The sequence below is a fragment of the uncultured Ruegeria sp. genome, from assembly GCF_947500045.1.
Classification (GTDB): Bacteria; Pseudomonadota; Alphaproteobacteria; order Rhodobacterales; family Rhodobacteraceae; genus Ruegeria.
In genome coordinates, this window is record NZ_CANMQQ010000019.1 from 37,622 (window position 1) to 60,049 (window position 22,428).

Below are 22,428 nucleotides of genomic sequence, written 5' to 3' on the forward strand. Positions count from 1 at the left end.
CGGCGCAATCGATCTTGCGGAGGGGTCTCATGTTTCTGATCGGGTTATTCGGCATGGCCGCGCTGGGCGGTGCGGCCTATGCGATAAGCGACGTTCTCGTCCCTGACGAGGCAGCCGACGAAGATGACGACCGGATTGAGGATACGGTTGAAGAGGACGTGCCCACGGGGAACCTTCTTGACCCGGACGAGAATATCGAAGAACCCACTTCGCCCGAAAATGCCGACTCGGACACTGGCGAGGTTTTATCCGACCACGAAGGCCACCTTGTCATCACAGGCGATGAGGATGCGGACATTTTGACGGGGCAGGACGGGAATGACCAAATCAACGGATATGCTGGCAATGACATCATCGACGGTGGCGATGGCAATGACATTTTGTATGGCGGCAGCGGTGAGGACACTCTGATCGGCAGTTATGGAAATGATGTGCTGCACGGTGAGTATGGCGACGACAATCTGAACGGTATGACCGGAAACGACGACCTGTATGGCCATTTCGGAGCGGATGAACTGAACGGTGGGGATGGCAACGACCGGCTTTTTGGTGGGCAAGGCAATGACACCCTGAGCGGAGATGACGGCGACGATGCGCTGCAAGGCGGGGATGGCGGTGATTACCTTGTTGGTGGCGCCGGTGAAGATGCTTTGTTTGGCGGGGATGGCGAGGACGTTCTGACCGGAGATGATGGTCCAGAAGAAAATTCAACAGACTTCCTGAATGGAGGCGACGGGGATGATGTAATTCTGGCCGGGGAAGGTGATGTGGTCACTGGCGGAGAAGGTGAAGATGATATTGTCGTACAAGCTGAACCAGAGCAGGAGGCCGCAACGATCATGGATTTCCAAGTCGGTCACGACAAGCTGCTGATTACGTGGGACGGCCCCGAAGACCCAGATTTGACCATCGAGCCAGATGAAGAAAACAATGACTTGACGCATATCAGGGTCAATGGTGAAGACGTCGCGCAAGTCTATGGTGCAGATGATCTGACCGCTGCGGATATTCAATTCGTCACCGAAGCCCAGTTGGCGCAATACGCCTTCTCGGGATAAGCCCACAGAATCCCTTTGCCATTCATGCCAAATGCGCCTATACGCGCCCATCCGTATCGGAATCGGTGCGGTTTTCTCCATGGGCCTGTGCTGGACGACATCCCGGCCTGCGCCATTAACTCTAACCTTTAAAGGAGACCCCGATGTCGATTACTGCCGCTGAAAAAGCAAGCGTTATGAAAGAATTCGCAACCAAGGACGGCGACACCGGTTCGCCTGAAGTCCAGGTTGCCATCCTGACTTCGCGCATCACCACCCTGACTGAGCACTTCAAGACCCATAAAAAAGACAACCACGGCCGTCGCGGTCTGCTGAAAATGGTCGCCCAGCGCCGTAAGCTGCTGGACTACCTGAAGGGCAAAGAAGAAGCACGTTATCAGGACCTGATCAAAAAGCTGGGCATCCGCCGCTAAGCGGTTGTTGTTCACGCCGTGAACGCAGCTTTGTACCACTTGTACGCCCGCCAATTGGTGGGCGTATTTGTTTTTGGTCAACGGATTTTAATGCGTTTCTTTGTCGGAATCAAAGTAACATTTAGTGCCTGGTTACCACCCGACAAAGCACCGTTTGACAACTTGATCTACGATTGCGGCTGCGTGCTTGTTGGATTGAATGTAAAAAAGTTAACGCGATGTGAACCACTTCACTGAACGGACCCGAGGATTGCGCAATACTGTAATTGTTAGTGAGTAGGCGCTTCTTTTGTTTCGAGCGTCAGGTTTTTCATAGTCCTCCCTTTTTGACTGGGCGCGCCTGTATTGGGCGCGCCCTTATTCGTTTTTATCCCTCGAGCCTGAGGCAGAAGACACGTCCAGATTGTGACGTCGCGTCACAATCATGCGGGTCAAAATTAAGAAATTGACGTAAACGTAAGCATTACCGGCAGTTTTCTACCAATCGGTCAAAAAATGACGCGTAACACGGTTTTATTCCCCGTTTCGCGAAGCCTGGGTTTTCCTACATGCGCCGTGTCGCTGCGGGTTCGCACTCACGGAAGATGGTCTTTGAGCGTTTCCCTCTCATGGCTCGGATCTTGCCCGCAGCGACATGAATTTGACGACCAACTATTGCTGGAGTTGAATGATGCCTTTGATGACCGTTCTAAATCGTGTGTTTGCGGCCAAGATGCCCGACACCCCTAACAACAAAGAAACATCGGTGCCAACATCAGATCCTTTTGTTGGAAAACGGTCGATTTCAAAGGCTGAGACCGCAGCAGTTCTTCGTGGAATAATGAAAGATGAGCAGATGAAATATCCAAAGCAGCACACAGGTGGCGATTCAGCTCGGTAGTGTTCTGTTGCTGCACATCCGATTGGTGCAGACAGAGCCATGGATGCTGTTTCGCAAGGGTAGTTTGATCCCTCAACCCAGATATGAAAACGCCCACCATTTCGGCGGGCGTTTTTTGTTATCGTCAGTGGGTTCCGTTCACATTTTCGCCTTTTCTGATTTCAGCGCCAGCCACAGGCAATAGCACATGATCAGAACCACCAGCGTGAATGGGATGCCGGTTGAAACCGCTGCCCCCTGAAGCGCGGCAAGACCACCCCCCAGAAGCAGGGCGATCGCAACCAGACCTTCCAATGTGCACCAGAACACGCGCTGCACAACTGGCGCGTCCATCTTGCCACCAGCCGTGATCGTGTCGATCACCAACGAACCTGAGTCGGACGAAGTCACAAAGAACACCACGATCAGGATCAGCGCTATTGGGGCGATCAGGCCGTAAAGCGGCAGCTCTTTCAGGAAGCCAAACAACGCACCTTCAGGGGCGTAGCTGTCGATCACGGTGGCCCGGACACCTTCAGCGCCGCCTGCGTTCAGCATGTCGATGGCGGCACCACCAAAGGTCGACATCCACAATGCGCAGACCGCCGTCGGGGCCAACAATGCGCAGATCACAAATTCCCGCACAGTGCGGCCTTTCGAAATGCGTGCGATGAACATGCCAACAAAGGGTGACCACGCGATCCACCAGGCCCAGTAGAAGGTCGTCCAGCCGTGGAAATAACTGGTGTCTTCCCGCCCGAACGGATTGGACAGCGCCGGCAGATGGGTCACATAGTCCACCATGACATTGAAGTATCTGGCAAAGGCCGTACCTACACCAGTGACGACAATCACAAAAATGAACAGTCCTACGGCCATGATCATATTGATCTCACTCAGCCGTTTGACGCCCGCATCCATACCCATCAGGACCGATCCCAGCGCAATTAGCGTAATACCGATGATCAGCAGAACGGTGACTGTCGGGCTGGGTTCAATGCCGAACACTTCATACAGTCCCGCGGCAACTTGTTGCGCGCCCAGACCCAGCGAAGTGGTCAGGCCGAAGAGCGTGGCAAAGACGGCCAGCGTATCAATCATATGGCCCCACCAGCCCCAAACTCGTTCGCCAAGAATGGGATAGAAGGCCGAACGCAAGGTCAGTGGCAGCCCGAGATTATAGCTGAAGATCGCAAGCGCCAAACCCACCGCCGCATAGACAGCCCAGCCTTCAAGGCCCCAATGGTGGATCGTACCAACGATACCGGCATATTCATTTCCCGGAACAGCGATATCGATACCCAAGGGCACCGCGTTTCCACCTTCGGCAAAGTTGTAATAGACCGGTTCCATCACACCGAAGAATAAAAGCCCGATGCCGATACCTGCCGCAAACATCATTGCGATCCATCCGGCGTAGGAATAGTCGGGCTTGGCGTCTTTGCCGCCGATCCTCACTTTGCCCACCGGCAGGATGACCAGTACCAGAACAAACAGGGTGATTGCGTCAACTGACAGCACGAGGAACCAGTCAAACGTGCTGGTTAACCAAGGTCGGAGCCAGCCAAAGAACGTTGCTGCGGCCTCCTGATTGGCCAATGCGATCAGGACGAACGCAAAGATCAGGATGCTTGAGATCAAAAAGACCGGGTTATGGATGTCCAGACCGAAGGGCCGGACATTGTCCTGTCCAAGTTCATACTCGGTCTCGAAGTCATAAATCCGAGGGTCCGGATCCAACATTTTCTTGGTTTGTGCCATGCGTCTGCCCTTCTGTTCGCAACGTGCAAACGCCAAGGTATTCGACCGGCGGACGGAGGTGAGTTTCGTATTCCCTTGGCGCGTTTCCGTCGTTTCGACCGCAGGTATGGTGTTCTCAGCCTATACGGATACTAAATTTTCTCCAAATGTATTCGATTATCAAAATGTAAGCATGAAAGACGCCCGCGTTTTAGCGGGCGTCTTTTGGGGCGATTAGATTACCTGTCCGGACGCTATTGCGACATGCCACCTTCGCCGCTGACCTGTTCCTGAACGTGGGTCTCATTGCCTACGGTCGCACCGCGCGGTGGGAACGAAACAAAGGTTTCGAGATGCGCCCGTACCAATCGGGCTGCCGGACCAAAGGCCCACATCTTGTTGCCCATCCAGCGCGTGTACATTCCGGATTCCTCGGCCGCTTTCTCGTAGGGGTCGCGGCGAAGGTTGAACAGCAAGGGCGCATTCAGTTCCTCTTTGGGGCCGGCCCAGCCTTTTTCCTGAATGGTAAAATGGGCTTTCCAGTCATTATAGCGGATCGCCTGCAGGTCGGTACCTTCGTAATAGACGATTTCCTTTCTGTTGCTGGGCGTTTCGCCAGTCAGATATGAGAGCTGATTGTACCCATCCAGATGCACCTGGTAGCCTTCATATCCTTCAAGCAGATCGGCAGGCAAATCCTGAGATCCCCCGGCTGCCGCGACCAGAGTGGGCATCCAGTCCATACCGTCAAAGATGCCATTCAGCACCTGACCTTCGGCGATGTTGCCGGGCCAGCGGATGATGGCTGGAACGCGGAAACCGCCTTCCCAGGTGGTGCCTTTCTCACCATGGAATGGAGTGGTGCCGCCATCGGGCCATGTCATGGTTTCCGGGCCATTGTCCGAAGTGAAGATGACAATCGTGTTGTCGGCAATGCCGAGTTCCTCAAGATGCGCGGTCACCTTGCCGACATTATTGTCGAGTTCTTTCATGACCACATCCTGCAGTCCGCGCCCGTCGCCCAGCATCGCCTCGTATTCCGGGCTCAGATGGGTCCAAACATGCGCTCGGGCGGGGGCCATCCAGACGAAGAATGGTGTGTCGCCTTCGACGGCACGGTTGATGAAATCGATGGTGTGGGCCGTTACCTCATCATCCAGTGTTTTCTGACGTTCAGGTGGGGCAGGACCGTCATCAACGATGCGCTGTTTGCCCACTGGTCCCCAACGCGGATCGACGGTTTCATCAACCGTGTCAGTAGCGAAGGAATGGATAATGTTACGTGGTCCGAACTGGGCTGCAAATTCCGGATCATCCGGCCAGTCCGGGTCGGTCGTGTATTCCATCGCGTTGAGATGGTAGAGCCAACCCCAGTATTCATCAAAGCCCTTGGCCGTGGGTAAAAATTTGTTCAGATCACCCAGATGGTTCTTGCCGAACTGCCCGGTGGTATAGCCCATGGATTTGAGGATGTTTGCCAGCGTCGGGTCTTCCTCGCTCAGCCCGACCGGATCACCCGGAAGGCCCACGGTGTGCATCCCTGTCCGAACCGGAAACTGACCAGTGATGAAAGCGGAACGCCCTGCGGTACAGCTGGGTTGGGCATAGTAGTCCGTCAGACGCGCACCCTCGGCTGCGAGCTGATCCAGATTCGGGGTTTGGATGCTTTTGACGCCCTGATGATAGCTGCCAAGACTGGCCCAGCCGACGTCGTCCGCCATAATCACCAGAATATTGGGTTTTTCAGCCTGTGCGACGGCCGCCGTGGCAACTGCCCACAAACCCACCGCAAGGCTGGTTGTCATTGATTTTATTTGAAACATCGCATTCGACTCCTGCATGCAACCAAGTGGCATATTGACGGTAATACAGTCTGTCCTAGCGGGTGGGTCGGTCTCATCACAACGCGGGTTTACATTCTTGCAGATTCTGAAACTTAGTGATCAGGATCTGAAACCTGAGGACTGCCGTGTTAACCGAAAAGACTCTTTCCGCCGTTCTGTACCTTGCTGAGACGGGCAATTTTCAGGAGGCAGCCAAACGATTGGGTGTCTCGAACGCGTCGCTGTCGCGTTATGTTTCGATGGCCGAGGAACAAGTCGGCTTCCCGTTGTTTCATCGCAAACGCGGTAACAGCGGGCTGACGCGTGAGGGGCAGAAGTTTCTACCCGTGGCAAAGAATCTGCAGGCGGATCTGAAGCGTTGTGCCGATCAGATCGAGCGTATCCGACTGGATACCAGCCAGACCGTGCGGATCGGTTGCGGCCCACTAACACCGCGTACGTTGGTCAGGCCCGCGATTCAGGCGGCGTTGCAGCAATCGCAGACCTTACGTTTCAGGGTGGATGTCAGCGCGCGACAGGCACCAATCGAGATGCTTGAGAGTGGCGAAATCGACATCTACCTGGGCGATCTGACCCATACGCCCGAGACCGAGAATATCGAGTTGATGATGTTCGAAAAACGCGCAGTGGTGTTTGCCGCCCATGTCTCGCATCCGTTGCATGGCAAGTCCCCAGTAACTTTGAACGAACTATTCTCGTACCCTTTCGCCTCGCCGCATTTACACAAACATTGGCGTGCGGCGATCACGCGGGCTTTGGGCGGCACAGATGATGCAGCCGAAAAGGTTAGAGCCTTGCCGCAGGTGGAAAGCGATGATTATGCCTTTCTGACATCCCTGCTGACGGGGCCCGAGTTCGTTGTAGGCGGTATGCCCGAAACCTTTGCCGAGCGGATCGCTGACGGGTCGGTCGGGCTGATAGAAACTACGCCATCAATTAGCTGGAATATATGCGCTGCACGAAAGGCAGGACCGGGACAGCCCGCCACCGAAACCCTGTGGAAACAGCTTGAAGTACTGGCTGGCCAAAAGCTCAGGTGATGTATTATTCACCCAAATGGTTGACTGAAGCAAGAAAGAGGTGTAATTCATCCAAATGGTTGAACGAGAGAGTCGCTATGACTTAGGCGCAATATTGAAGGCCGCGTCCGATCCAACCCGCCGTGCGATCCTGACAATGCTTGCGCAGCAGGGTCCCTTGCGGGTGACGGATATCGCGCGGCAGTTCGAGATGAGCCTCAATTCGGTATCCAAGCACATCAAGGTGCTGGAAAATGCCGGTTTGGTGCATCGCCGGACGGAATGGCGCGAGCATCTGATCGAGGTGCAGATGGCCCCCTTGTCAGCCGTGGATGAATGGTTCGCCGGGCTGCGTTCAATCTGGACGCTTCGGCTGGACGCCTTGGAAACTGCTTTGGAGGACCCAGAAGATGACTGATCTGTCTCTTGAAATCACACGTGCCATTCCGCACCCGCCTGAAAAGGTGTTTGATGCCTGGTTAGACCCGGCAATGCTGGCCAAATTCATGCTACCAGGCCCTAACATGTCGGTGCCCGAGGCACGATCCGACGCGAAGGTCGGCGGACGCTTCAAGATCATCATGCGTGCACCCGAGGCTGGCGATTTGCCGCATGAGGGCGAATACAAGGTGATCGATCGGCCCAATCGGCTGCAATTCACCTGGAACTCACCCTACAGTCAGGACGATTCCACCGTGACGCTGGATTTCATGCCCACCGATAAAGGTACGGAATTGCGACTGCATCACATCCGCTTTCCGTCACAGGAAAGCCGCGACAACCACGAAGGTGGCTGGACCTCAATTCTTGCCGCACTGGAGGAAGCATTGTGATCAATTGGCTCGCCCTTGGCGCGGGGGTGATCGCCGCCTTTTTGCTGGGCTGGTTGGTTTATGGACCCGTCGGGTTCCAGAAACGCTGGGCCGAAGGCACACGGATTGATCCCGCTCCGCCCGCCTCTCCGCCGCTGCTGCAAATGATCACGCAGATCGTATTCCTGATCCTGCTGGCCGCCGTGATCGCGGTGACCGAGACCACCAACAATCTGGGCGCTGCTGTGCTGGCGATCCTCGCCGTGGCTGCGCAGGCGGCCTCGGTCGGGGCATGGGCGCAGAAAAACGGCTTCGCCATCGCCGTCGACACCGGCTATGCACTTGGATGCGGCGTGGTGATGATCCTGGCACACGCGATCCTGTGAAATATCAGCCCTTGCCCGATTAGGGCGGGGGCTGGGCGGTCCTCTGCCCCCAAAAAACTCCCGACTTTCCAAAGCTCGCAAACTCATGTATGGCCCAACCATCTGAGACGTTGTGCCCTGACCCTGGCACTCAGACGAAAGCTAAAATGGGGTCGGCGGCAATGGGGCCGCCATGCAAAACGGGAGACCCGCAGGGGCGGGAGTGCTCCCATCTAGGATACGCAAATGTTTGATGTAACAAAGAAATCAATCCAGTGGGGCGAAGAGACGCTGACACTGGAAACCGGCAAGGTTGCCCGTCAGGCCGACGGCAGCGTGATCGCCACGCTGGGTGAAACCAGCGTCATGGCAAACGTGACCTTTGCCCGTGCCCAAAAACCCGGTCAGGATTTTTTCCCGCTGACCGTACACTACCAAGAGAAATACTATGCCGCCGGTAAAGTTCCGGGTGGCTTCTTCAAGCGCGAGGCGCGCCCGACCGAGAAAGAGACGCTGACTGCGCGTCTGATCGACCGTCCGATCCGCCCGCTGTTCGTTGATGGCTTCAAAAACGAAGTTCTGGTGATGTGCACCGTGCTGTCCCACGATTTGGTAAATGACCCCGACATGGTTGCGATGATCGCCGCTTCGGCCGCGCTGACCTTGTCTGGCGCACCGTTCATGGGCCCAATCGCTGGTTGCCGTGTTGGTTTTGAGGATGGCGATTACGTCCTGAACCCGACCGTTGATGACATGCAGGACCTGCGCCTGAACCCCGAACAGCGTCTGGATCTGGTTGTTGCCGGCACCAAAGACGCCGTGATGATGGTTGAATCGGAAGCCTACGAGCTCTCTGAGGCCGAAATGCTGGGTGCCGTCAAATTCGCGCACGAGCAGCTTCAGCCAGTGATCGACCTGATCATCGCTCTGGCCGAAGACGCCGCGAAAGAGCCGTTTGACTTCCAAGCGCCTGACTATTCGGAGCTGTCCGCCGCTGTCAAAGCAGCCGGTGAAGAGCAGATGCGCGCCGCCTTCGCAATCACCGACAAGCAAGAGCGCACTGCCGCTGTTGCCGAAGCGCGTGCCGCGATCAAAGAATCGCTGAGCGAAGAGCAACTGGAAGACAGCAACCTTGGTTCAGCCCTCAAAAAGCTTGAAGCTGGCATTCTGCGTGGTGACGTTGTCAAAACCGGCAAGCGGATCGACGGTCGTGCGACCGACGAGATCCGCAGTATCGTTTCGGAAACCGGAATGCTGCCACGGACCCATGGATCTGCCCTGTTCACCCGCGGTGAAACGCAGGCGCTGGCCGTGACCACGCTGGGCACCGGTGACGATGAACAGTTCATCGACGCGCTGCATGGCAACTTCAAATCGAACTTCCTGCTGCATTACAACTTCCCTCCGTATTCGGTTGGTGAAGTTGGCCGGGTCATGGGCCCTGGCCGTCGCGAGATCGGCCACGGCAAGCTGGCATGGCGCGCCTTGCAGGCGGTTCTGCCTGCGGCGACCGACTTCCCCTACACGATCCGTATCGTGTCGGAGATCACTGAATCCAACGGCTCCAGCTCGATGGCGTCTGTCTGCGGCGGTTCGCTGTCGATGATGGATGCGGGTGTTCCGCTGAAATCAGCCGTTGCCGGTGTGGCCATGGGCCTGATCCTGGAAGATGACGGCAAATATGCCATCCTGTCGGACATTCTGGGTGACGAAGACCACCTGGGCGACATGGATTTCAAAGTTGCAGGTACCGAAAACGGCATCACCTCGCTGCAGATGGATATTAAGGTTGCGGGCATCACGCCTGAGATCATGGAAAAAGCCCTGTCACAAGCCAAAGACGGCCGGATGTACATCTTGGGTGAGATGAGCAAAGCCCTGTCCGAGACCAACGATTTCTCGATCCATGCGCCGCGCATCGAGACCATGAACATCCCGACCGACAAGATCCGTGAAGTGATCGGCTCGGGCGGTAAGGTTATCCGCGAGATCGTTGAGGTTTCGGGTGCCAAGGTCGACATCAACGACGACGGCGTCATCAAGATCGCCTCGCCCGATGGTGAATCGATCAAGAAGGCCTATGAGATGATCCACTCGATCGTCGCCGAGCCGGAAGAAGGTCAGATCTACACCGGTAAAGTGGTCAAGATCGTCGACTTCGGCGCCTTCGTGAACTTCTTTGGCAAGCGCGACGGTCTGGTCCACGTGTCTCAGATCGAAAACCGCCGCCTGAACCATCCGTCGGATGTGCTGAAGGAAGGTCAGGAAGTAAAGGTCAAGCTGCTGGGCTTTGACGACCGCGGCAAGGTCCGCCTGTCGATGAAGATCGTCGATCAGGAAACCGGTGAAGAGATCGCGCCTGAGAAGAAAGAAAAGAAAGAGGAAAGCGCCGAGTAATCTGCCTTTCCCTATCTGAATAAGAAAGACCCCGGTTTCGGCCGGGGTCTTTTTTGTTTCAGTCGTCTGCTTAGGACAGACAGCGATGGGATTTATCCGCCCGGCCAATCAGACCTATGCATTGGCGCGGGCCTCTTCTTCCAGCTCGGCCCCGGTTTGCAGAACCGCATCAAGGAAGAGCTCAAGATCCTTCCGTTTGGTGCGGTGATTGTTGATCGCGACGCGCAGGCAATGCTTCCCGCCCAACGTCGTATCAGACGGGGCGGCGATTCCGGATTCCTGAACCCGCAGCATGATTTCTGTGTTCATTTGCCTTAACCGATCTTCGTCAGTGATCCCGTTGGCATAGCGGAAGCACACGATGTTCAGATCCACTGGCGCGATTAGTTCAAGGCGCGGGTCGGCACTGACCAATTGCTGTAAATATCGCGCCTGCCCGATGTTCTGATCGATCAGGCGGCCAAATTTTTCGACACCGTTCTCTTTCAGGGACATCCAGATTTTGAGCGCCTTGAAGCCTCGACTGAGCTCAAAACCATAATCGGCCAGAAACTTGCCCGCGATCAGCCCACGTTCCTGCATTTGCAGATAGTCGCCATGCATCTCGAATGTATCGAAATGACGCTGTGCGTCGCGGACCAGAACACAACCTGCTTCGAACGGAGTATGCAGCCATTTATGCGGGTCCAACGCAATGGAATCGGCCAGTTCTATGCCGTCCACCAAATGTTTGTTGCCGGGGGCTAGACGCAAGAAGGCTCCGATACAGCCATCCACATGGAACCACATCCCCTCGCGGCGACAGATTTCTGCAATCGCGGTAAGATCGTCCAAGGCACCCGTGTTCGTCGTACCTGCCGTTCCGATGACGCAGGCTGGCTTAATACCTTTGGCCCTGTCTTCGGCAATAGCTTTCTCCAACGCGGGGATACTCATGCGCAAGCGATCATCGCTTTCGACTTCGGTCAGCGACTTTGCACCATGACCCATCGCCTCAAGTGCTTTCTGATGGCAGCTGTGCACCTGATCTGACGCGTAGAACCTAAGCGGTTGCGGCATCCCCAAAATCCCCTCGGCCCGAACGTCGACCCCGGCAAGAGCGTTTCGCGCGACATTCAGCGCCACCATGTTGGCCATTGAGCCCCCGCTGGTCAGAGTCCCGCTGGCATCCTTGGGAAATCCCATCAATTCTTTGAACCAATCGACCACCTGTATGTCGATCATGGCCGCTGCAGTATTGCCGCCACCCAGGTTCGAACCATCGACCGCAGCAATAAAATCGCCAAGCGCACCGGTGAAGTTGGATGACCCCATGTACCACCCCCAAAATCGAGGATGGATGTTGCCCATAGAGTAGGGAAACAGGTTCTCGCGCAAGTCATCATAGACACGATCAAGGGGTTGTGGTGCCATCGGCGCTGGAGATTTGAAGAAATCCCGCACCGCATCTGGCATCTCCTGCCAGACATGCCGTTCACGCACATCGGACAGGTGTGAGACGGCATCATCGACCATTTGATGCGCAAGCTTGCGCGACAGGGACCAATCTTCGGGATCCAGAGATTCTTCAAAATTGCTCATGCCAAATGCCCCCAAGAGTTCAAAAACTGAGAGTTTGGAGTGCGCTTGATGTTGAGTCAATCGGCTGTTGCGCGCTGTTATTCAGTAAACCAATTCTTAACACTTATAAGTTGATTTAGTGAAAACTTAAGAAAACCCTTAATTGTCTGGGAAACCGTTTCGCTTTGGCCTCTATTACTATCTATGAAATCAACGGGGATCCGTTCGGCAATCCAAGCGTGACAGTCGTCCAGGGGCATCAGGTCGAAATCACCGATGACGACGGTTTTCTGGAAGACGGCGATAGCGGTGGCGAACAGCAGTTTGACACCAGCTCGCTTTCAAATCTGACCAACTCAGATAATTTCCAGATTTTCGAAGGTTACACGGCCACTGTCGGCGGGCTTCCGGTTGCCTACACGCTTATCCATTTTTCAGGCACGCAGTACATCGTTGTAACCTCGGGAAATGTTGGTGTTGGCGATGTTTTGATCGGCAATTCATTGGCGCAAGGTACCGCGCCGCCCGTGGCCTATGACAGCATTCCCAGCTTTGTCTGCTTTACATCTGGGTCCTATATCCTGACACCGACCGGGCGGCACCTGATCGACGAGATCAAGGCTGGGGATCAGGTAGTCGTCACCGATGGCTCGGGCCGGACAGTACGATGGGTAGGCCGAAGGCGCCTAAGCAAAGCGGACCTGAAGCAGACACCGAAACACTGCCCGATCCGGATCAGCGCGGGCAGCCTTGGGCCAGATACACCGGCGCGGGATCTTTTGCTTTCACCTCAGCATCGCGTCGTAGTTTCTTCACCTGCGATGGAGCTGCATCATTGTCATCCGATGATGCTGGCTTCGGCTAAGTCACTAATCAACGGCAAGACCATAACTCAGGCTCCTCCGGATCGGGGTGTCGAGTATATCCATATCTTGTTCGATCAGCATGAGCTGGTGAATGTCGATGGTCTGTGGTCCGAGTCGTTTTTTCCTGGCGACTGCACACTCAATGCGATGAGTGTTGCCGCCAAAGCGGAACTATTCGAATTGTTCCCCGAGCTTAATTCCGGCGCAAGCGGCTACGGCGACACCGTGCTGCCGGTTCTGAAACCGTTCGAAGTGCAGATGTTGCGGGGTCAACTGTCTGCGCCCGCAGGCTCAAATTCGGCGTTTGCACACTAGACGAAGGTGGGGGCTTTCGCCCCCTGCCTAATATCCGATCACGAGGGCGCTTTGGTTTTGCGCAGATAGGGGAAGATCGTTTCGAACTCACCAAATTTGGCCTTGGCATCTTCATTGGATACCGCAGGTGGGATGATCACATCTTCACCCGGAACCCAGTTTGCAGGGGTCGCCACGCCTTTGGCGCTCATCTGCAGGCCATCCAGCGCGCGTAGGATTTCAGCAAAGTTCCGGCCCACTGTCATCGGGTAGGTCATCGACAGCTTCAGCTGCTTATCCGGGCCGATGATGAAAACCGAACGCACGGTGGCGCTGTCTGCTGGGGTGCGACCATCGGGCAGGTAGGCCTCAGCTGGCAGCATGTCAAAGGCTTTGGACACGGCCAGACCGTCATCGGCGATGATCGGGAAGCCTGGATTAGCATTGCCATAGGCTTCGATGTCTTTCTTCCATTTCTTGTGGTCTTCGACACCATCGACCGATACACCCATCACTTTGGTGTTCCGCGCGGCCCATTCGTCGTTCAGCTGTGCAACGGCCGAAAACTCGGTCGTGCAGACAGGGGTGAAATCCTTGGGGTGCGAGAACAGAATGGCCCAGCTATCGCCAATCCAGTCATGAAACTGGACAGTGCCCTGATCTGTTTCTGCTGTGAAATTCGGGACTGTGTCGTTGATACGCAAACCCATAGGGAAGCTCCTTTCCTGCGAAAAACCTGAGTCGGTTGATGCCAACCTAATCACTTTGCGCAGAGGTTAAACCATTCATGTTGCCCTGTCAGAAGATTCAGTAGATACATAATTTGATCAAATTATGATTTGTCCCTTGCCCTACACTGGGTCGGGTGACAGAGTGAACATGAAAACCGACCGACCGGTCGATTGATTCCGCTCCGGAGGATGAACCATGATCGAAAAAAGCGATTTCTATATCAACGGCAAATGGGTCGCCCCGTCAGCGACGAATGATTTCGAAGTGATCGACCCCTCGACCGAAGAGCCCTGCGCGGTGATCTCTTTGGGATCAGAGGCCGACACGAATGCGGCGGTCGCTGCGGCCAAATCCGCCCTGCCCGGCTGGATGGCCACTCCAGTCGAAGAGCGTATCGGCTTGGTGGAAAAGCTGGTCGACATCTATGCTACGCGTTCGGAGGATCTGGCGCAGGCGATGTCCATGGAAATGGGTGCGCCAATTGACATGGCGCGTACCCAGCAATCCGGTGCGGGTATCTATCACCTGAAAAACTTTATCCGCGCCGCCAAAGCGTTTCAGTTCGAACGTCCGCTTGGCGATCATGCACCAAATGATCGGATCATCTACGAAGCCGTCGGTGTGGCGGCCCTGATCACGCCGTGGAACTGGCCGATGAATCAGGTCACGCTCAAGGTTGGTGCCGCAGCCATCGCGGGCTGCACCATGGTGCTGAAACCGTCAGAGCAAAGCCCGCTGAACGCGATGGTTTTTGCCGAGATGATGGATGAGGCCGGTTTCCCGGCTGGGGTCTTCAATCTAGTGAACGGCGATGGTGTTGGCGTTGGCTCGCAGCTTTCGGCGCATCCGGATGTGGATATGGTCAGCTTTACCGGCTCGACCCGGGCCGGAACGGCGATTTCCAAAAACGCCGCAGATACGTTGAAGAAAGTGCATCTGGAACTGGGTGGGAAAGGCGCCAATGTGGTCTTTGCCGATGCGGACGAAAAGGCTGTCAAACGCGGCGTGCTGCACATGATGAACAACACCGGCCAAAGCTGCAACGCCCCCAGCCGGATGCTGGTACAGCGCCCAATCTACGATCAGGCGGTCGAGACTGCCGCCGAGGTGGCCAACAAGGTTTCAGTCGGCCCCGCGTCGGAAGAAGGCCGCCATATCGGCCCGGTTGTAAATGAGCTTCAGTGGAGCAAAATTCAGGACCTGATCCAGAAGGGCATCGACGAGGGTGCGCGTCTGGTCGCAGGCGGCACCGGGCGGCCCGAAAGTCTGAACAAAGGCTACTATGTCCGCCCCACAGTTTTTGCCGACGCCAACAACCAGATGACCGTCGCGCGCGAGGAAATCTTTGGCCCGGTTCTGACCATGATCCCGTTCGACACCGAGGAAGAAGCCATCGAGATCGCCAATGACACGCCTTATGGTCTGACCAACTATGTCCAGACACAGGATGGCGATCGTGCCAATCGGATGGCCCGCGCATTGCGCTCGGGCATGGTCGAAATGAACGGCCAATCGCGAAGTGCTGGATCACCCTTTGGAGGGATGAAGCAGTCAGGCAATGGCCGTGAAGGCGGGGTTTGGGGTCTGGAAGACTTTCTGGACGTGAAGGCCGTAGGCGGCTGGGCAGCCGAGTAACCCCCATTTGATACTATCAAATTGTGAGGCACCCAAGGGTGCCTCGCTCTAATATTCAGACAGGTCGGACGACAAGCTGTGGTTCTCCGTCCGAGGTCTGGCGGGCGGACCGGCCATCCCAGCCAATCTCACCAGTGACACGCTGGCGAAATGCAGAAAAGCTGTTGAACCGCACCACATCCACCGCCTTATCAAACTGCAAGGTTACCCGTCGATGCGATCCATCACCCATCATTGTCAGGCCGCGAATTTCTGCCGTGAAAGGCTGACCCAGATACCGACCCTCAACCCGGTCGCCTACGCGTAGCTGCATTCGATTGCCAGACATCGCGTGCAACGTGTTCCAATCCCGCACGCCATGTTGATGGGCCAGCAGTTCCAGTGCTTCGCCATGCGACAGGTGAACATCAGTGTCACGCAAGCGTTTTCGAAGGCGTTTTGCCTGCTCTTTCAACTCCGCAATCGGAGCGATGTTTTGAACTCGTGTCATGATTTGCCTCGTTTCCTTTAACGGGCGCGAAATCTGGACGGGGCTCGCATTACCATCCGCGCGCCGGGAAAAGGCAACAGATGTTCTGATCTATCGGGTTTCACCAAAGCCTTAGGGCCGCGAACGGCAGGAGACCCGAACCTGCGGCGCCTTTTGGCACCGACAGGCCGATCTGTCAATCAGGCGTCGGCTTGCGCGGCCTCAAACGCCAACATGGCGCGTTTGACCGGAAGGCCCCAGTGGTATCCGCCCAGACCTCCGGATTTGCGCAGGGCGCGGTGACAGGGGATCAGCCAACTGACCGGGTTCCGGCCCACTGCCGTACCCACGGCCCGCACCGCCTGCGGAGAGCCAACGCGCTCCGCGATCTCGGAATATGTGGTAACCTGACCGGATGGGATATGCATCAACGCCTCCCAAACTTTAATCTGCAGCGGTGAACCGATCAGGTATAACGGAGTCGGTTGCAAGCGGTCACTTGCCGCGCCAAAGGCACTGAGAACCCATGGGCGCAAGCGCATCGGGTCTTCGACGAACCCCGCTTGCGGCCAACGGGACAGCATGTCCTCCATCGCCTCTTCTTCACCTGTTTCAGCTCCAAAAGCGATGCCACAGATACCTTTGTTGGTACCCATGATCAGAGCTGGGCCAAAGGGGCTTTCAAACCAGCCCCAATAGATCGTCAGACCTGCGCCTTTGCGGGCATATTCACCGGGGCTCATGGATTCCCATTTCAGGAACAGGTCGTGCAGCCGTCCGCTGCCGGACAAGCCTACGTTATGCGCGGTCTCCAATGTGGTGAAACGCTCTCGCAATAGCGCTTTGGCGTGGCCCAGCGTCAAATATTGCTGGTACCGTTTTGGCGAAACTCCGGTCCAACGCGAGAACAAACGCTGGAAATGGGCCGTGCTCATGTCCATCTGACGGGCGAGGTCTTCGAGTCCAAGGGTTTCACCGCCCTGATCTATCAGCTCGATCGCGCGCCGCATGACGTTGTAGTGATATCCGCCTTCCGCGTTCTGAATGTTCATGGGTCTCACCTCATTCGCTTGGATAGACCATAGCGCGCAGGTCACGCCCAATCGACCCGGAACATGCGCATTGGCTTTGGGCTTGCGTCACGACCCCTTGGGCGGCAATAAGGCCCGGATGGCAAAACAACTTGGATATCACACGATCCGCGAGATCTTTACGCGGTTTCACGAGGCCGATCCCGAGCCCAAGGGCGAGTTGGATCACGTGAATGTCTATACTCTGGTTGTCGCCGTGGCGCTTTCAGCGCAGGCGACCGATGCCGGGGTCAATAAGGCAACGAAAGAGCTGTTCAAGATCGTCGACACCCCGCAAAAGATGCTGGATCTGGGCGAAGAGGGCTTGATCGAGCATATCAAAACAATCGGCCTATTTCGCCAAAAGGCCAAGAATGTCATCAAACTGAGCCGTATTCTTGTTGATGACTATGGCGGCGAGGTCCCCAATTCCCGCGCGGCATTGCAATCGCTGCCCGGTGTGGGGCGCAAGACGGCCAATGTTGTATTGAACATGTGGTGGCATTACCCGGCTCAGGCGGTGGACACCCATATCTTTCGCGTCGGTAACCGTACCGGTATCTGCCCTGGCAAGCATGTGGACGCTGTAGAACGCGCCATCGAGGACAACATCCCAACCGATTTCCAGCAACATGCGCATCACTGGCTGATCCTGCATGGCCGCTATCACTGCAAGGCACGCAAACCGCAATGCCCGACCTGTATCATCCGCGATCTCTGCGAATTTGAGGACAAGACCCTATGAAGACCTACCAACTGACCGGCATCGGTAACGCCGTAGTGGACGTGATTTCCCAGGCCGATGACAGTTTCCTTGAGCTGATGGGCATCGAGAAAGGCATCATGCAACTGATCGAACAGGAACGCGGTGAGGTCCTGTATGCGTCAATGGAAGGCCGGGTGCAGACGCCAGGCGGCTCGGTCGCAAATACCATCGCCGGAGCGGGCGCATTGGGGCTGGACGCAGCCTTCATCGGGCGGGTGCATGATGACGCACTGGGCCGGTTCTATGCGGATGCGATGAACGAGGACGGCGTGGATTTTGTGAACCCTCCGGTCCCGGGTGGTGAACTGCCGACGTCGCGTTCGATGATCTTTGTTTCACCAGACGGTGAGCGGTCGATGAACACCTATCTGGGCATCTCGTCTGAACTGTCCTCAGACGATGTGTCCGGAGATGTCGCAGGCAATAGCCAGATCATGTTCCTCGAAGGGTATCTGTTCGACAAGGAAAAAGGCAAAGCTGCATTCCTTGAGGCCGCGCGCAACTGTCATAAGGGCGGTGGCAAAGCTGGAATCGCCATTTCCGACCCCTTCTGCGTTGAGCGGCACCGCGTCGATTTCCTGTTGCTGATCGAGAACGAGCTGGATTTCGTGATCGGTAACGAAGCCGAGATCAAATCGCTGTTCGAAACCGACGATCTTGAAGATGCGCTGGCCAAAACCGCCGAAATTTGCCCCTTGGTTGTCTGCACCCGGTCCGGTGACGGCGTGACTGTCCTGAGCGACGGCAAACGCACGGATGTACCGGTGGAAAAAGTTGTTCCTGTGGATGCAACCGGCGCAGGCGACCAATTCGCCGCGGGGTTTCTGTTTGGAATGGCCACCGGCCGCGACTTTGAGACCTGTGCCCGCATTGGCAACGTCTGCGCCCGTGAAGTGATCAGCCATATCGGCCCAAGGCCGGAGGCGAATATGGTTGAGTTGTTGCAGGATGAAGGGCTGCTCTGAGCCCATTACGCACCTTTGAACAAGCAGTGATCAATCGATTACAATGAGTTCTTAACAATCAACTTGAGAGGCGACAGTAGTCACTTTGATACTGCCTCAGGCCACTTACAAAAGCCCTTGCTTGTTCTAGGGATGGAAGGTTGTCCATTATGAAAACAAAGTCATGGTTCTCAATAAAGTGATACCCGTCAGCCCCTTGTCTTGACGATGGCGTCCTAACGTGTGAGTCGCTACCGTCTTTTCTCTTGCGAATTCTGTAGTTCGGCATTTCGTGCAACGCCATGTATGGGCTGACGGTGCGGAAGTTAAAAAGAGCCGCTTCGTCTTTCAACTGTTCAGCATTAAAAGCGAAAAAGTACTCGCCTCTTTTTTTGTCAGCTAGAATTATGTCGGTCCAACTGAGATCAAATTCGAACATTGAGTAAAGAACTAATCCTTGGTTCTCGAACGGCTCGAACACAAGTGTTTGAACGGTGCAATCGTCAACTAAGACGGTTGTTCTTCTATCGTCAGAACCACTTCTACCTGCGTTCATGATCGACTGCGCTAAATCGGATTGGTTCGCGTTGGCAATAATTGGGCTGAACCCAACAAGGAGCGCTAAAAGCATGTGTTTCATGATCTCTCCAAGCCAACTATTTGCTACGAAATAATCTCAAAGATACAAACGCTCAAGGACAGCTTCGTCCCGCATAACAGATTTCGCTCGACCAAGAGGCCGGATTTAAACTTCAAAAAAGGTATCCCCGAAACGCCTCCATCACCTGCTGGTACACATCCCGTTTGAACGGCACGATTTCTTCCACCAACCGGTCCTGATCCTGCCATTTCCAGCGGGTAAACTCGGGATGCTCGGTCGCGATGTCGATCTGGTCATCCCGACCAGTAAACCGCATCAGGTACCACTTCTGCTCCTGTCCGCGATAGTGGCCCTTCCAGATCTTCGGCACGATGTCTTGCGGCAGGTCGTAGGGCAGCCAGCCGTCGGTCTCGGCGATGATTTCAACCAGATCAGCGGTCACCCCGGTTTCTTCCCAAAGTTCGCGCAGGGCGGCATCGCGCGGGTCTTCGCCCTTGTCCACGCCCCCCTGAGGCATCTGCCAGGCGTCCATCGGCCCGTCGTTGCGCATACCGACAAAGATTTTGCCCTCAGCATTCATCAACATCAGCCCAACACAGGGGCGATAGGGCAGTTTGGCGATTTCATCAGGGGTCATGCGCGGCCTCGTGAACAAGCTTTGCTGCGTCTGTAGCAAGCACTGCAGAAAACGCAAAGGGAATGACGTTAGGTTTCGCGTGACAAAGATGACGCGAAGGTCAATCTAGCCCTCAATTTCGGGAGGGAGAGTTTTTCCATGACTGCGTACCCAAACATGCTGGCCCCACTGGATCTGGGCTTCACCACTCTGAAAAACCGCGTGTTGATGGGGTCCATGCATACCGGATTGGAAGAAACCGGCGACTGGAACCGCGTGGCCGAGTTCTATGCCGATCGGGCACGGGGCGGCGTGGCGCTAATGGTGACGGGTGGGATTGGCCCAAACCTTGAAGGCTCTGTCCTGCCGGGGGCATCGATGATGACCAACGACAAAGAAGTGGCAAACCATTCCATCGTCACTCAGCGGGTACATGATGCCGGTGGCAAGATCGCGATGCAGATCCTACATGCGGGGCGTTATGCTTATGGCCCGAAATGCGTGGCGCCCAGCCCCGTTAAGTCGCCTATTTCCCCATTCCCTCCGAATGAACTGGACGAAGAAGGTATCGAGAAACAAATCAGCGATATCGTCAATGCGGCCCGACTAGCCCAAAAGGCAGGCTATGACGGGGTCGAGATCATGGGGTCCGAGGGGTACTTCCTGAACCAGTTCCTCGTGACCCATACCAACAAGCGCACGGACCGCTGGGGCGGGTCCTATGAGAACCGGATGCGCCTGCCGATCGAAGTGGTCCGTCGAACACGTCAGGCCGTAGGCACCGATTTCATCATCATCTATCGCTTGTCGATGATCGATCTGGTGCCCAATGGTTCGACCCATGATGAGGTTGTCGAACTGGCTCAGCGAATAGAACAGGCCGGGGCCACGATCATCAACACCGGTATCGGCTGGCACGAGGCGCGGATTCCAACCATTGCCACCAGCGTACCGCGTGCGGCCTTTGCCTGGGTAACCAAGAAGCTGATGGGCAAGGTCGGGATTCCGGTGATAACCTCAAACCGGATCAACACACCCGAGGTCGCCGAAGAGGTTTTGTCGACCGGCTGCGCCGATATGGTGTCGATGGCGCGGCCAATGCTGGCGGATGCGGATTTCGTCAACAAGGCAATCGCGGGTGAAGGTGCCAAAATCGCGCCTTGCATCGCCTGCAATCAGGCTTGTCTGGATCATACCTTCAGCGGCAAGCTGACCTCGTGCCTTGTGAACCCCCGCGCCTGTCATGAGACCGAGCTGGTGATTGGCAAGGCCGACGAGGTAAAGAAGGTGGCTGTCGTCGGAGCGGGTCCTGCAGGTCTGTCGACCGCAATGACAGCGGCGCAGCGCGGCCACGAGGTAACATTGTTTGACCGCGCGGACGAGGTTGGTGGTCAGCTGAACATGGCCAAACAGGTGCCGGGGAAAGAAGAATTCTGGGGACTGGTCGACTGGTACCGGACTATGGTGGCCGATCTGGGCGTCAGGTTACAACTGGGCCATGATGTTACAGCGGATGATCTGCGCGATTTTGACGAGGTGGTCATCGCCACCGGTGTCATCCCGCGCGATCCGCAAATTCCCGGTCAGGATCGCGACAATGTCCTGAGCTATATCGACGTGCTGCGCGGCAAGGCCCCCGTGGGCAAGTCAGTCGCCGTCATCGGTGCAGGCGGTATCGGTTTTGACGTGTCTGAGTTTTTGCTTGAGGACGGTCACAGCCCGACAACCGATCTGCCGTTATGGATGAAGGAGTGGGGTGTGACCGATCCGGCCGACCACAGATCAGGTCTGGCCCCCGACGGCCCCCAGCCCGCACCGCCAGCCCGTCAGGTCACGCTGCTGCAGCGCAAGGCGCAGCGCCATGGCAAGGGATTGGGTAAAACCACAGGCTGGATTCACCGCGCAACGTTGAAGATGAAGGACGTCAATTTCGTTGGCGGCGTGAACTATGAGCGTATCGACGATGACGGCCTTCATATCAGCTTTGGCGAAACTCGTGCGGACCCCACGGTGATTGCGGCGGATACAATTGTACTCTGCGCCGGGCAGCTACCCGAACGCAGTCTGGCAGATGAGCTGACCCAACGCGGCATCACTCCGCATGTGATTGGCGGCGCGGATGTGGCGGCGGAACTGGATGCCAAACGCGCGATTAATCAGGGCACTCGGTTGGCGGCAATATTCTGAGCGATACAATCTTGGGTCCTGCGCGCCCGCAATCCTGAGGAATGTATACACGAGGTGTCCCGACCGCGCGGGACGCGCAAGCCTTGCGTATTTTGGCGACATGTCGTGAACTCAACTTGACTGAGCCGAAGTAATCACGGCGTTGCAGCACATGGGATCATGGGTAAAGAGCCGCCAGCAC

At 56.0% G+C, this 22,428-nt stretch carries 21 protein-coding genes; 13 read left to right on the forward strand and 8 right to left on the reverse strand.

The window, feature by feature from the left end; genetic code table 11:
• Positions 1-29 precede the first annotated feature (29 nt).
• From Q1B46_RS21345 to Q1B46_RS21355, 3 genes are all read left to right on the forward strand, one after another.
• The gene (locus tag Q1B46_RS21345) at positions 30-1,058 is read left to right on the forward strand and encodes a calcium-binding protein (protein ID WP_299951796.1); all 1,029 of its coding nucleotides are present in this window, start codon (positions 30-32) and stop codon (positions 1,056-1,058) included.
• 143 nt (positions 1,059-1,201) lie between these two features.
• Positions 1,202-1,471 (forward strand): 30S ribosomal protein S15, encoded by a 270-nt coding sequence (gene rpsO, locus Q1B46_RS21350; protein ID WP_074737344.1) that lies wholly within the window; start codon positions 1,202-1,204, stop codon positions 1,469-1,471.
• Positions 1,472-2,141: 670 nt separating this feature from the next.
• Positions 2,142-2,351: a hypothetical protein gene (locus Q1B46_RS21355; protein WP_299951800.1), complete on the forward strand. Its 210-nt coding sequence runs from the start codon at positions 2,142-2,144 to the stop codon at positions 2,349-2,351.
• A gap of 138 nt (positions 2,352-2,489) precedes the next feature.
• Here the strand turns inward: Q1B46_RS21355 and Q1B46_RS21360 are convergent, their stop codons facing one another.
• Positions 2,490-4,091, reverse strand: coding sequence for a BCCT family transporter (locus Q1B46_RS21360; protein WP_299951802.1), 1,602 nt, complete (start codon positions 4,089-4,091; stop codon positions 2,490-2,492).
• A gap of 233 nt (positions 4,092-4,324) precedes the next feature.
• A complete protein-coding gene (locus Q1B46_RS21365) occupies positions 4,325-5,893 on the reverse strand; it encodes an arylsulfatase (RefSeq protein WP_299951804.1) in 1,569 nt (522 codons plus the stop codon).
• A 146-nt stretch (positions 5,894-6,039) separates the two neighbouring features.
• Here Q1B46_RS21365 and Q1B46_RS21370 point away from each other — a divergent pair, with 146 nt between their 5' ends.
• From Q1B46_RS21370 to pnp, 5 genes are all read left to right on the forward strand, one after another.
• The gene (locus tag Q1B46_RS21370) at positions 6,040-6,954 is read left to right on the forward strand and encodes a LysR family transcriptional regulator (protein WP_299951806.1); all 915 of its coding nucleotides are present in this window, start codon (positions 6,040-6,042) and stop codon (positions 6,952-6,954) included.
• Between the two features lie 55 nt (positions 6,955-7,009).
• Positions 7,010-7,351, forward strand: a complete 342-nt coding sequence (locus Q1B46_RS21375; RefSeq protein ID WP_299662094.1) for a metalloregulator ArsR/SmtB family transcription factor — start codon at positions 7,010-7,012, stop codon at positions 7,349-7,351.
• Positions 7,344-7,766, forward strand: coding sequence for an SRPBCC domain-containing protein (locus tag Q1B46_RS21380; RefSeq protein WP_299951808.1), 423 nt, complete (start codon positions 7,344-7,346; stop codon positions 7,764-7,766). Before Q1B46_RS21375 ends, Q1B46_RS21380 begins: the two co-directional genes overlap by 8 nt.
• Complete coding sequence (locus tag Q1B46_RS21385; RefSeq protein WP_299951810.1) at positions 7,763-8,131, forward strand: DUF1761 family protein; 369 nt, start codon at positions 7,763-7,765, stop codon at positions 8,129-8,131. The genes Q1B46_RS21380 and Q1B46_RS21385 overlap by 4 nt, the downstream gene beginning before the upstream one ends.
• A 225-nt stretch (positions 8,132-8,356) precedes the next feature.
• Positions 8,357-10,507, forward strand: a complete 2,151-nt coding sequence (gene pnp, locus Q1B46_RS21390) for a polyribonucleotide nucleotidyltransferase (RefSeq protein WP_299951812.1) — start codon at positions 8,357-8,359, stop codon at positions 10,505-10,507.
• Positions 10,508-10,621: 114 nt separating this feature from the next.
• Here the strand turns inward: pnp and Q1B46_RS21395 are convergent, their stop codons facing one another.
• Positions 10,622-12,088 (reverse strand): pyridoxal-dependent decarboxylase, encoded by a 1,467-nt coding sequence (locus Q1B46_RS21395; protein WP_299951814.1) that lies wholly within the window; start codon positions 12,086-12,088, stop codon positions 10,622-10,624.
• Between the two features lie 164 nt (positions 12,089-12,252).
• Here Q1B46_RS21395 and Q1B46_RS21400 point away from each other — a divergent pair, with 164 nt between their 5' ends.
• On the forward strand, positions 12,253-13,248 hold the full coding sequence (locus Q1B46_RS21400; RefSeq protein WP_299951816.1) for a Hint domain-containing protein: 996 nt from the start codon (positions 12,253-12,255) through the stop codon (positions 13,246-13,248).
• 38 nt (positions 13,249-13,286) lie between these two features.
• On the opposite strand, the gene Q1B46_RS21405 is transcribed toward Q1B46_RS21400, so the two are convergent.
• Positions 13,287-13,937: a peroxiredoxin gene (locus Q1B46_RS21405; RefSeq protein ID WP_299662077.1), complete on the reverse strand. Its 651-nt coding sequence runs from the start codon at positions 13,935-13,937 to the stop codon at positions 13,287-13,289.
• 217 nt (positions 13,938-14,154) lie between these two features.
• Between Q1B46_RS21405 and Q1B46_RS21410 the strand changes: the two genes are divergently transcribed.
• A complete protein-coding gene (locus tag Q1B46_RS21410; RefSeq protein WP_299951819.1) occupies positions 14,155-15,594 on the forward strand; it encodes an aldehyde dehydrogenase family protein in 1,440 nt (479 codons plus the stop codon).
• Positions 15,595-15,649: 55 nt separating this feature from the next.
• On the opposite strand, the gene Q1B46_RS21415 is transcribed toward Q1B46_RS21410, so the two are convergent.
• Both Q1B46_RS21415 and Q1B46_RS21420 read right to left on the reverse strand, forming a co-directional pair.
• Entirely contained in the window at positions 15,650-16,084 is a 435-nt protein-coding gene (locus tag Q1B46_RS21415) for a glyoxalase superfamily protein (protein ID WP_299951821.1), read from the reverse strand.
• A gap of 179 nt (positions 16,085-16,263) precedes the next feature.
• On the reverse strand, positions 16,264-17,115 hold the full coding sequence (locus Q1B46_RS21420) for a bifunctional helix-turn-helix domain-containing protein/methylated-DNA--[protein]-cysteine S-methyltransferase (RefSeq protein WP_299951823.1): 852 nt from the start codon (positions 17,113-17,115) through the stop codon (positions 16,264-16,266).
• 118 nt (positions 17,116-17,233) lie between these two features.
• Here Q1B46_RS21420 and nth point away from each other — a divergent pair, with 118 nt between their 5' ends.
• Positions 17,234-17,878, forward strand: a complete 645-nt coding sequence (nth, locus tag Q1B46_RS21425) for an endonuclease III (RefSeq protein WP_299662065.1) — start codon at positions 17,234-17,236, stop codon at positions 17,876-17,878.
• A complete protein-coding gene (locus Q1B46_RS21430) occupies positions 17,875-18,864 on the forward strand; it encodes an adenosine kinase (protein ID WP_299951825.1) in 990 nt (329 codons plus the stop codon). The genes nth and Q1B46_RS21430 overlap by 4 nt, the downstream gene beginning before the upstream one ends.
• A 58-nt stretch (positions 18,865-18,922) precedes the next feature.
• Here Q1B46_RS21430 and Q1B46_RS21435 read toward each other — a convergent pair whose 3' ends face one another.
• Entirely contained in the window at positions 18,923-19,483 is a 561-nt protein-coding gene (locus Q1B46_RS21435) for a hypothetical protein (protein ID WP_299951827.1), read from the reverse strand.
• A 112-nt stretch (positions 19,484-19,595) separates the two neighbouring features.
• A complete protein-coding gene (locus Q1B46_RS21440) occupies positions 19,596-20,081 on the reverse strand; it encodes an RNA pyrophosphohydrolase (RefSeq protein ID WP_299951829.1) in 486 nt (161 codons plus the stop codon).
• A gap of 138 nt (positions 20,082-20,219) precedes the next feature.
• Here Q1B46_RS21440 and Q1B46_RS21445 point away from each other — a divergent pair, with 138 nt between their 5' ends.
• The gene (locus tag Q1B46_RS21445; protein WP_299951831.1) at positions 20,220-22,247 is read left to right on the forward strand and encodes an NADPH-dependent 2,4-dienoyl-CoA reductase; all 2,028 of its coding nucleotides are present in this window, start codon (positions 20,220-20,222) and stop codon (positions 22,245-22,247) included.
• Positions 22,248-22,428 lie beyond the last annotated feature (181 nt).

Coding starts and splice junctions, on each gene's coding strand:
- Q1B46_RS21345 (WP_299951796.1), top strand. CDS start 30: ATGTTTCTGATCGGGTTATTCGGCATGGCCGCGCTGGGCGGTGCGGCC.
- rpsO (WP_074737344.1), top strand. CDS start 1,202: ATGTCGATTACTGCCGCTGAAAAAGCAAGCGTTATGAAAGAATTCGCA.
- Q1B46_RS21355 (WP_299951800.1), top strand. CDS start 2,142: ATGCCTTTGATGACCGTTCTAAATCGTGTGTTTGCGGCCAAGATGCCC.
- Q1B46_RS21360 (WP_299951802.1), bottom strand. CDS start 4,091: ATGGCACAAACCAAGAAAATGTTGGATCCGGACCCTCGGATTTATGAC.
- Q1B46_RS21365 (WP_299951804.1), bottom strand. CDS start 5,893: ATGTTTCAAATAAAATCAATGACAACCAGCCTTGCGGTGGGTTTGTGG.
- Q1B46_RS21375 (WP_299662094.1), top strand. CDS start 7,010: ATGGTTGAACGAGAGAGTCGCTATGACTTAGGCGCAATATTGAAGGCC.
- Q1B46_RS21380 (WP_299951808.1), top strand. CDS start 7,344: ATGACTGATCTGTCTCTTGAAATCACACGTGCCATTCCGCACCCGCCT.
- pnp (WP_299951812.1), top strand. CDS start 8,357: ATGTTTGATGTAACAAAGAAATCAATCCAGTGGGGCGAAGAGACGCTG.
- Q1B46_RS21395 (WP_299951814.1), bottom strand. CDS start 12,088: ATGAGCAATTTTGAAGAATCTCTGGATCCCGAAGATTGGTCCCTGTCG.
- Q1B46_RS21405 (WP_299662077.1), bottom strand. CDS start 13,937: ATGGGTTTGCGTATCAACGACACAGTCCCGAATTTCACAGCAGAAACA.
- Q1B46_RS21410 (WP_299951819.1), top strand. CDS start 14,155: ATGATCGAAAAAAGCGATTTCTATATCAACGGCAAATGGGTCGCCCCG.
- Q1B46_RS21415 (WP_299951821.1), bottom strand. CDS start 16,084: ATGACACGAGTTCAAAACATCGCTCCGATTGCGGAGTTGAAAGAGCAG.
- Q1B46_RS21420 (WP_299951823.1), bottom strand. CDS start 17,115: ATGAACATTCAGAACGCGGAAGGCGGATATCACTACAACGTCATGCGG.
- nth (WP_299662065.1), top strand. CDS start 17,234: ATGGCAAAACAACTTGGATATCACACGATCCGCGAGATCTTTACGCGG.
- Q1B46_RS21430 (WP_299951825.1), top strand. CDS start 17,875: ATGAAGACCTACCAACTGACCGGCATCGGTAACGCCGTAGTGGACGTG.
- Q1B46_RS21435 (WP_299951827.1), bottom strand. CDS start 19,483: ATGAAACACATGCTTTTAGCGCTCCTTGTTGGGTTCAGCCCAATTATT.
- Q1B46_RS21440 (WP_299951829.1), bottom strand. CDS start 20,081: ATGACCCCTGATGAAATCGCCAAACTGCCCTATCGCCCCTGTGTTGGG.
- Q1B46_RS21445 (WP_299951831.1), top strand. CDS start 20,220: ATGACTGCGTACCCAAACATGCTGGCCCCACTGGATCTGGGCTTCACC.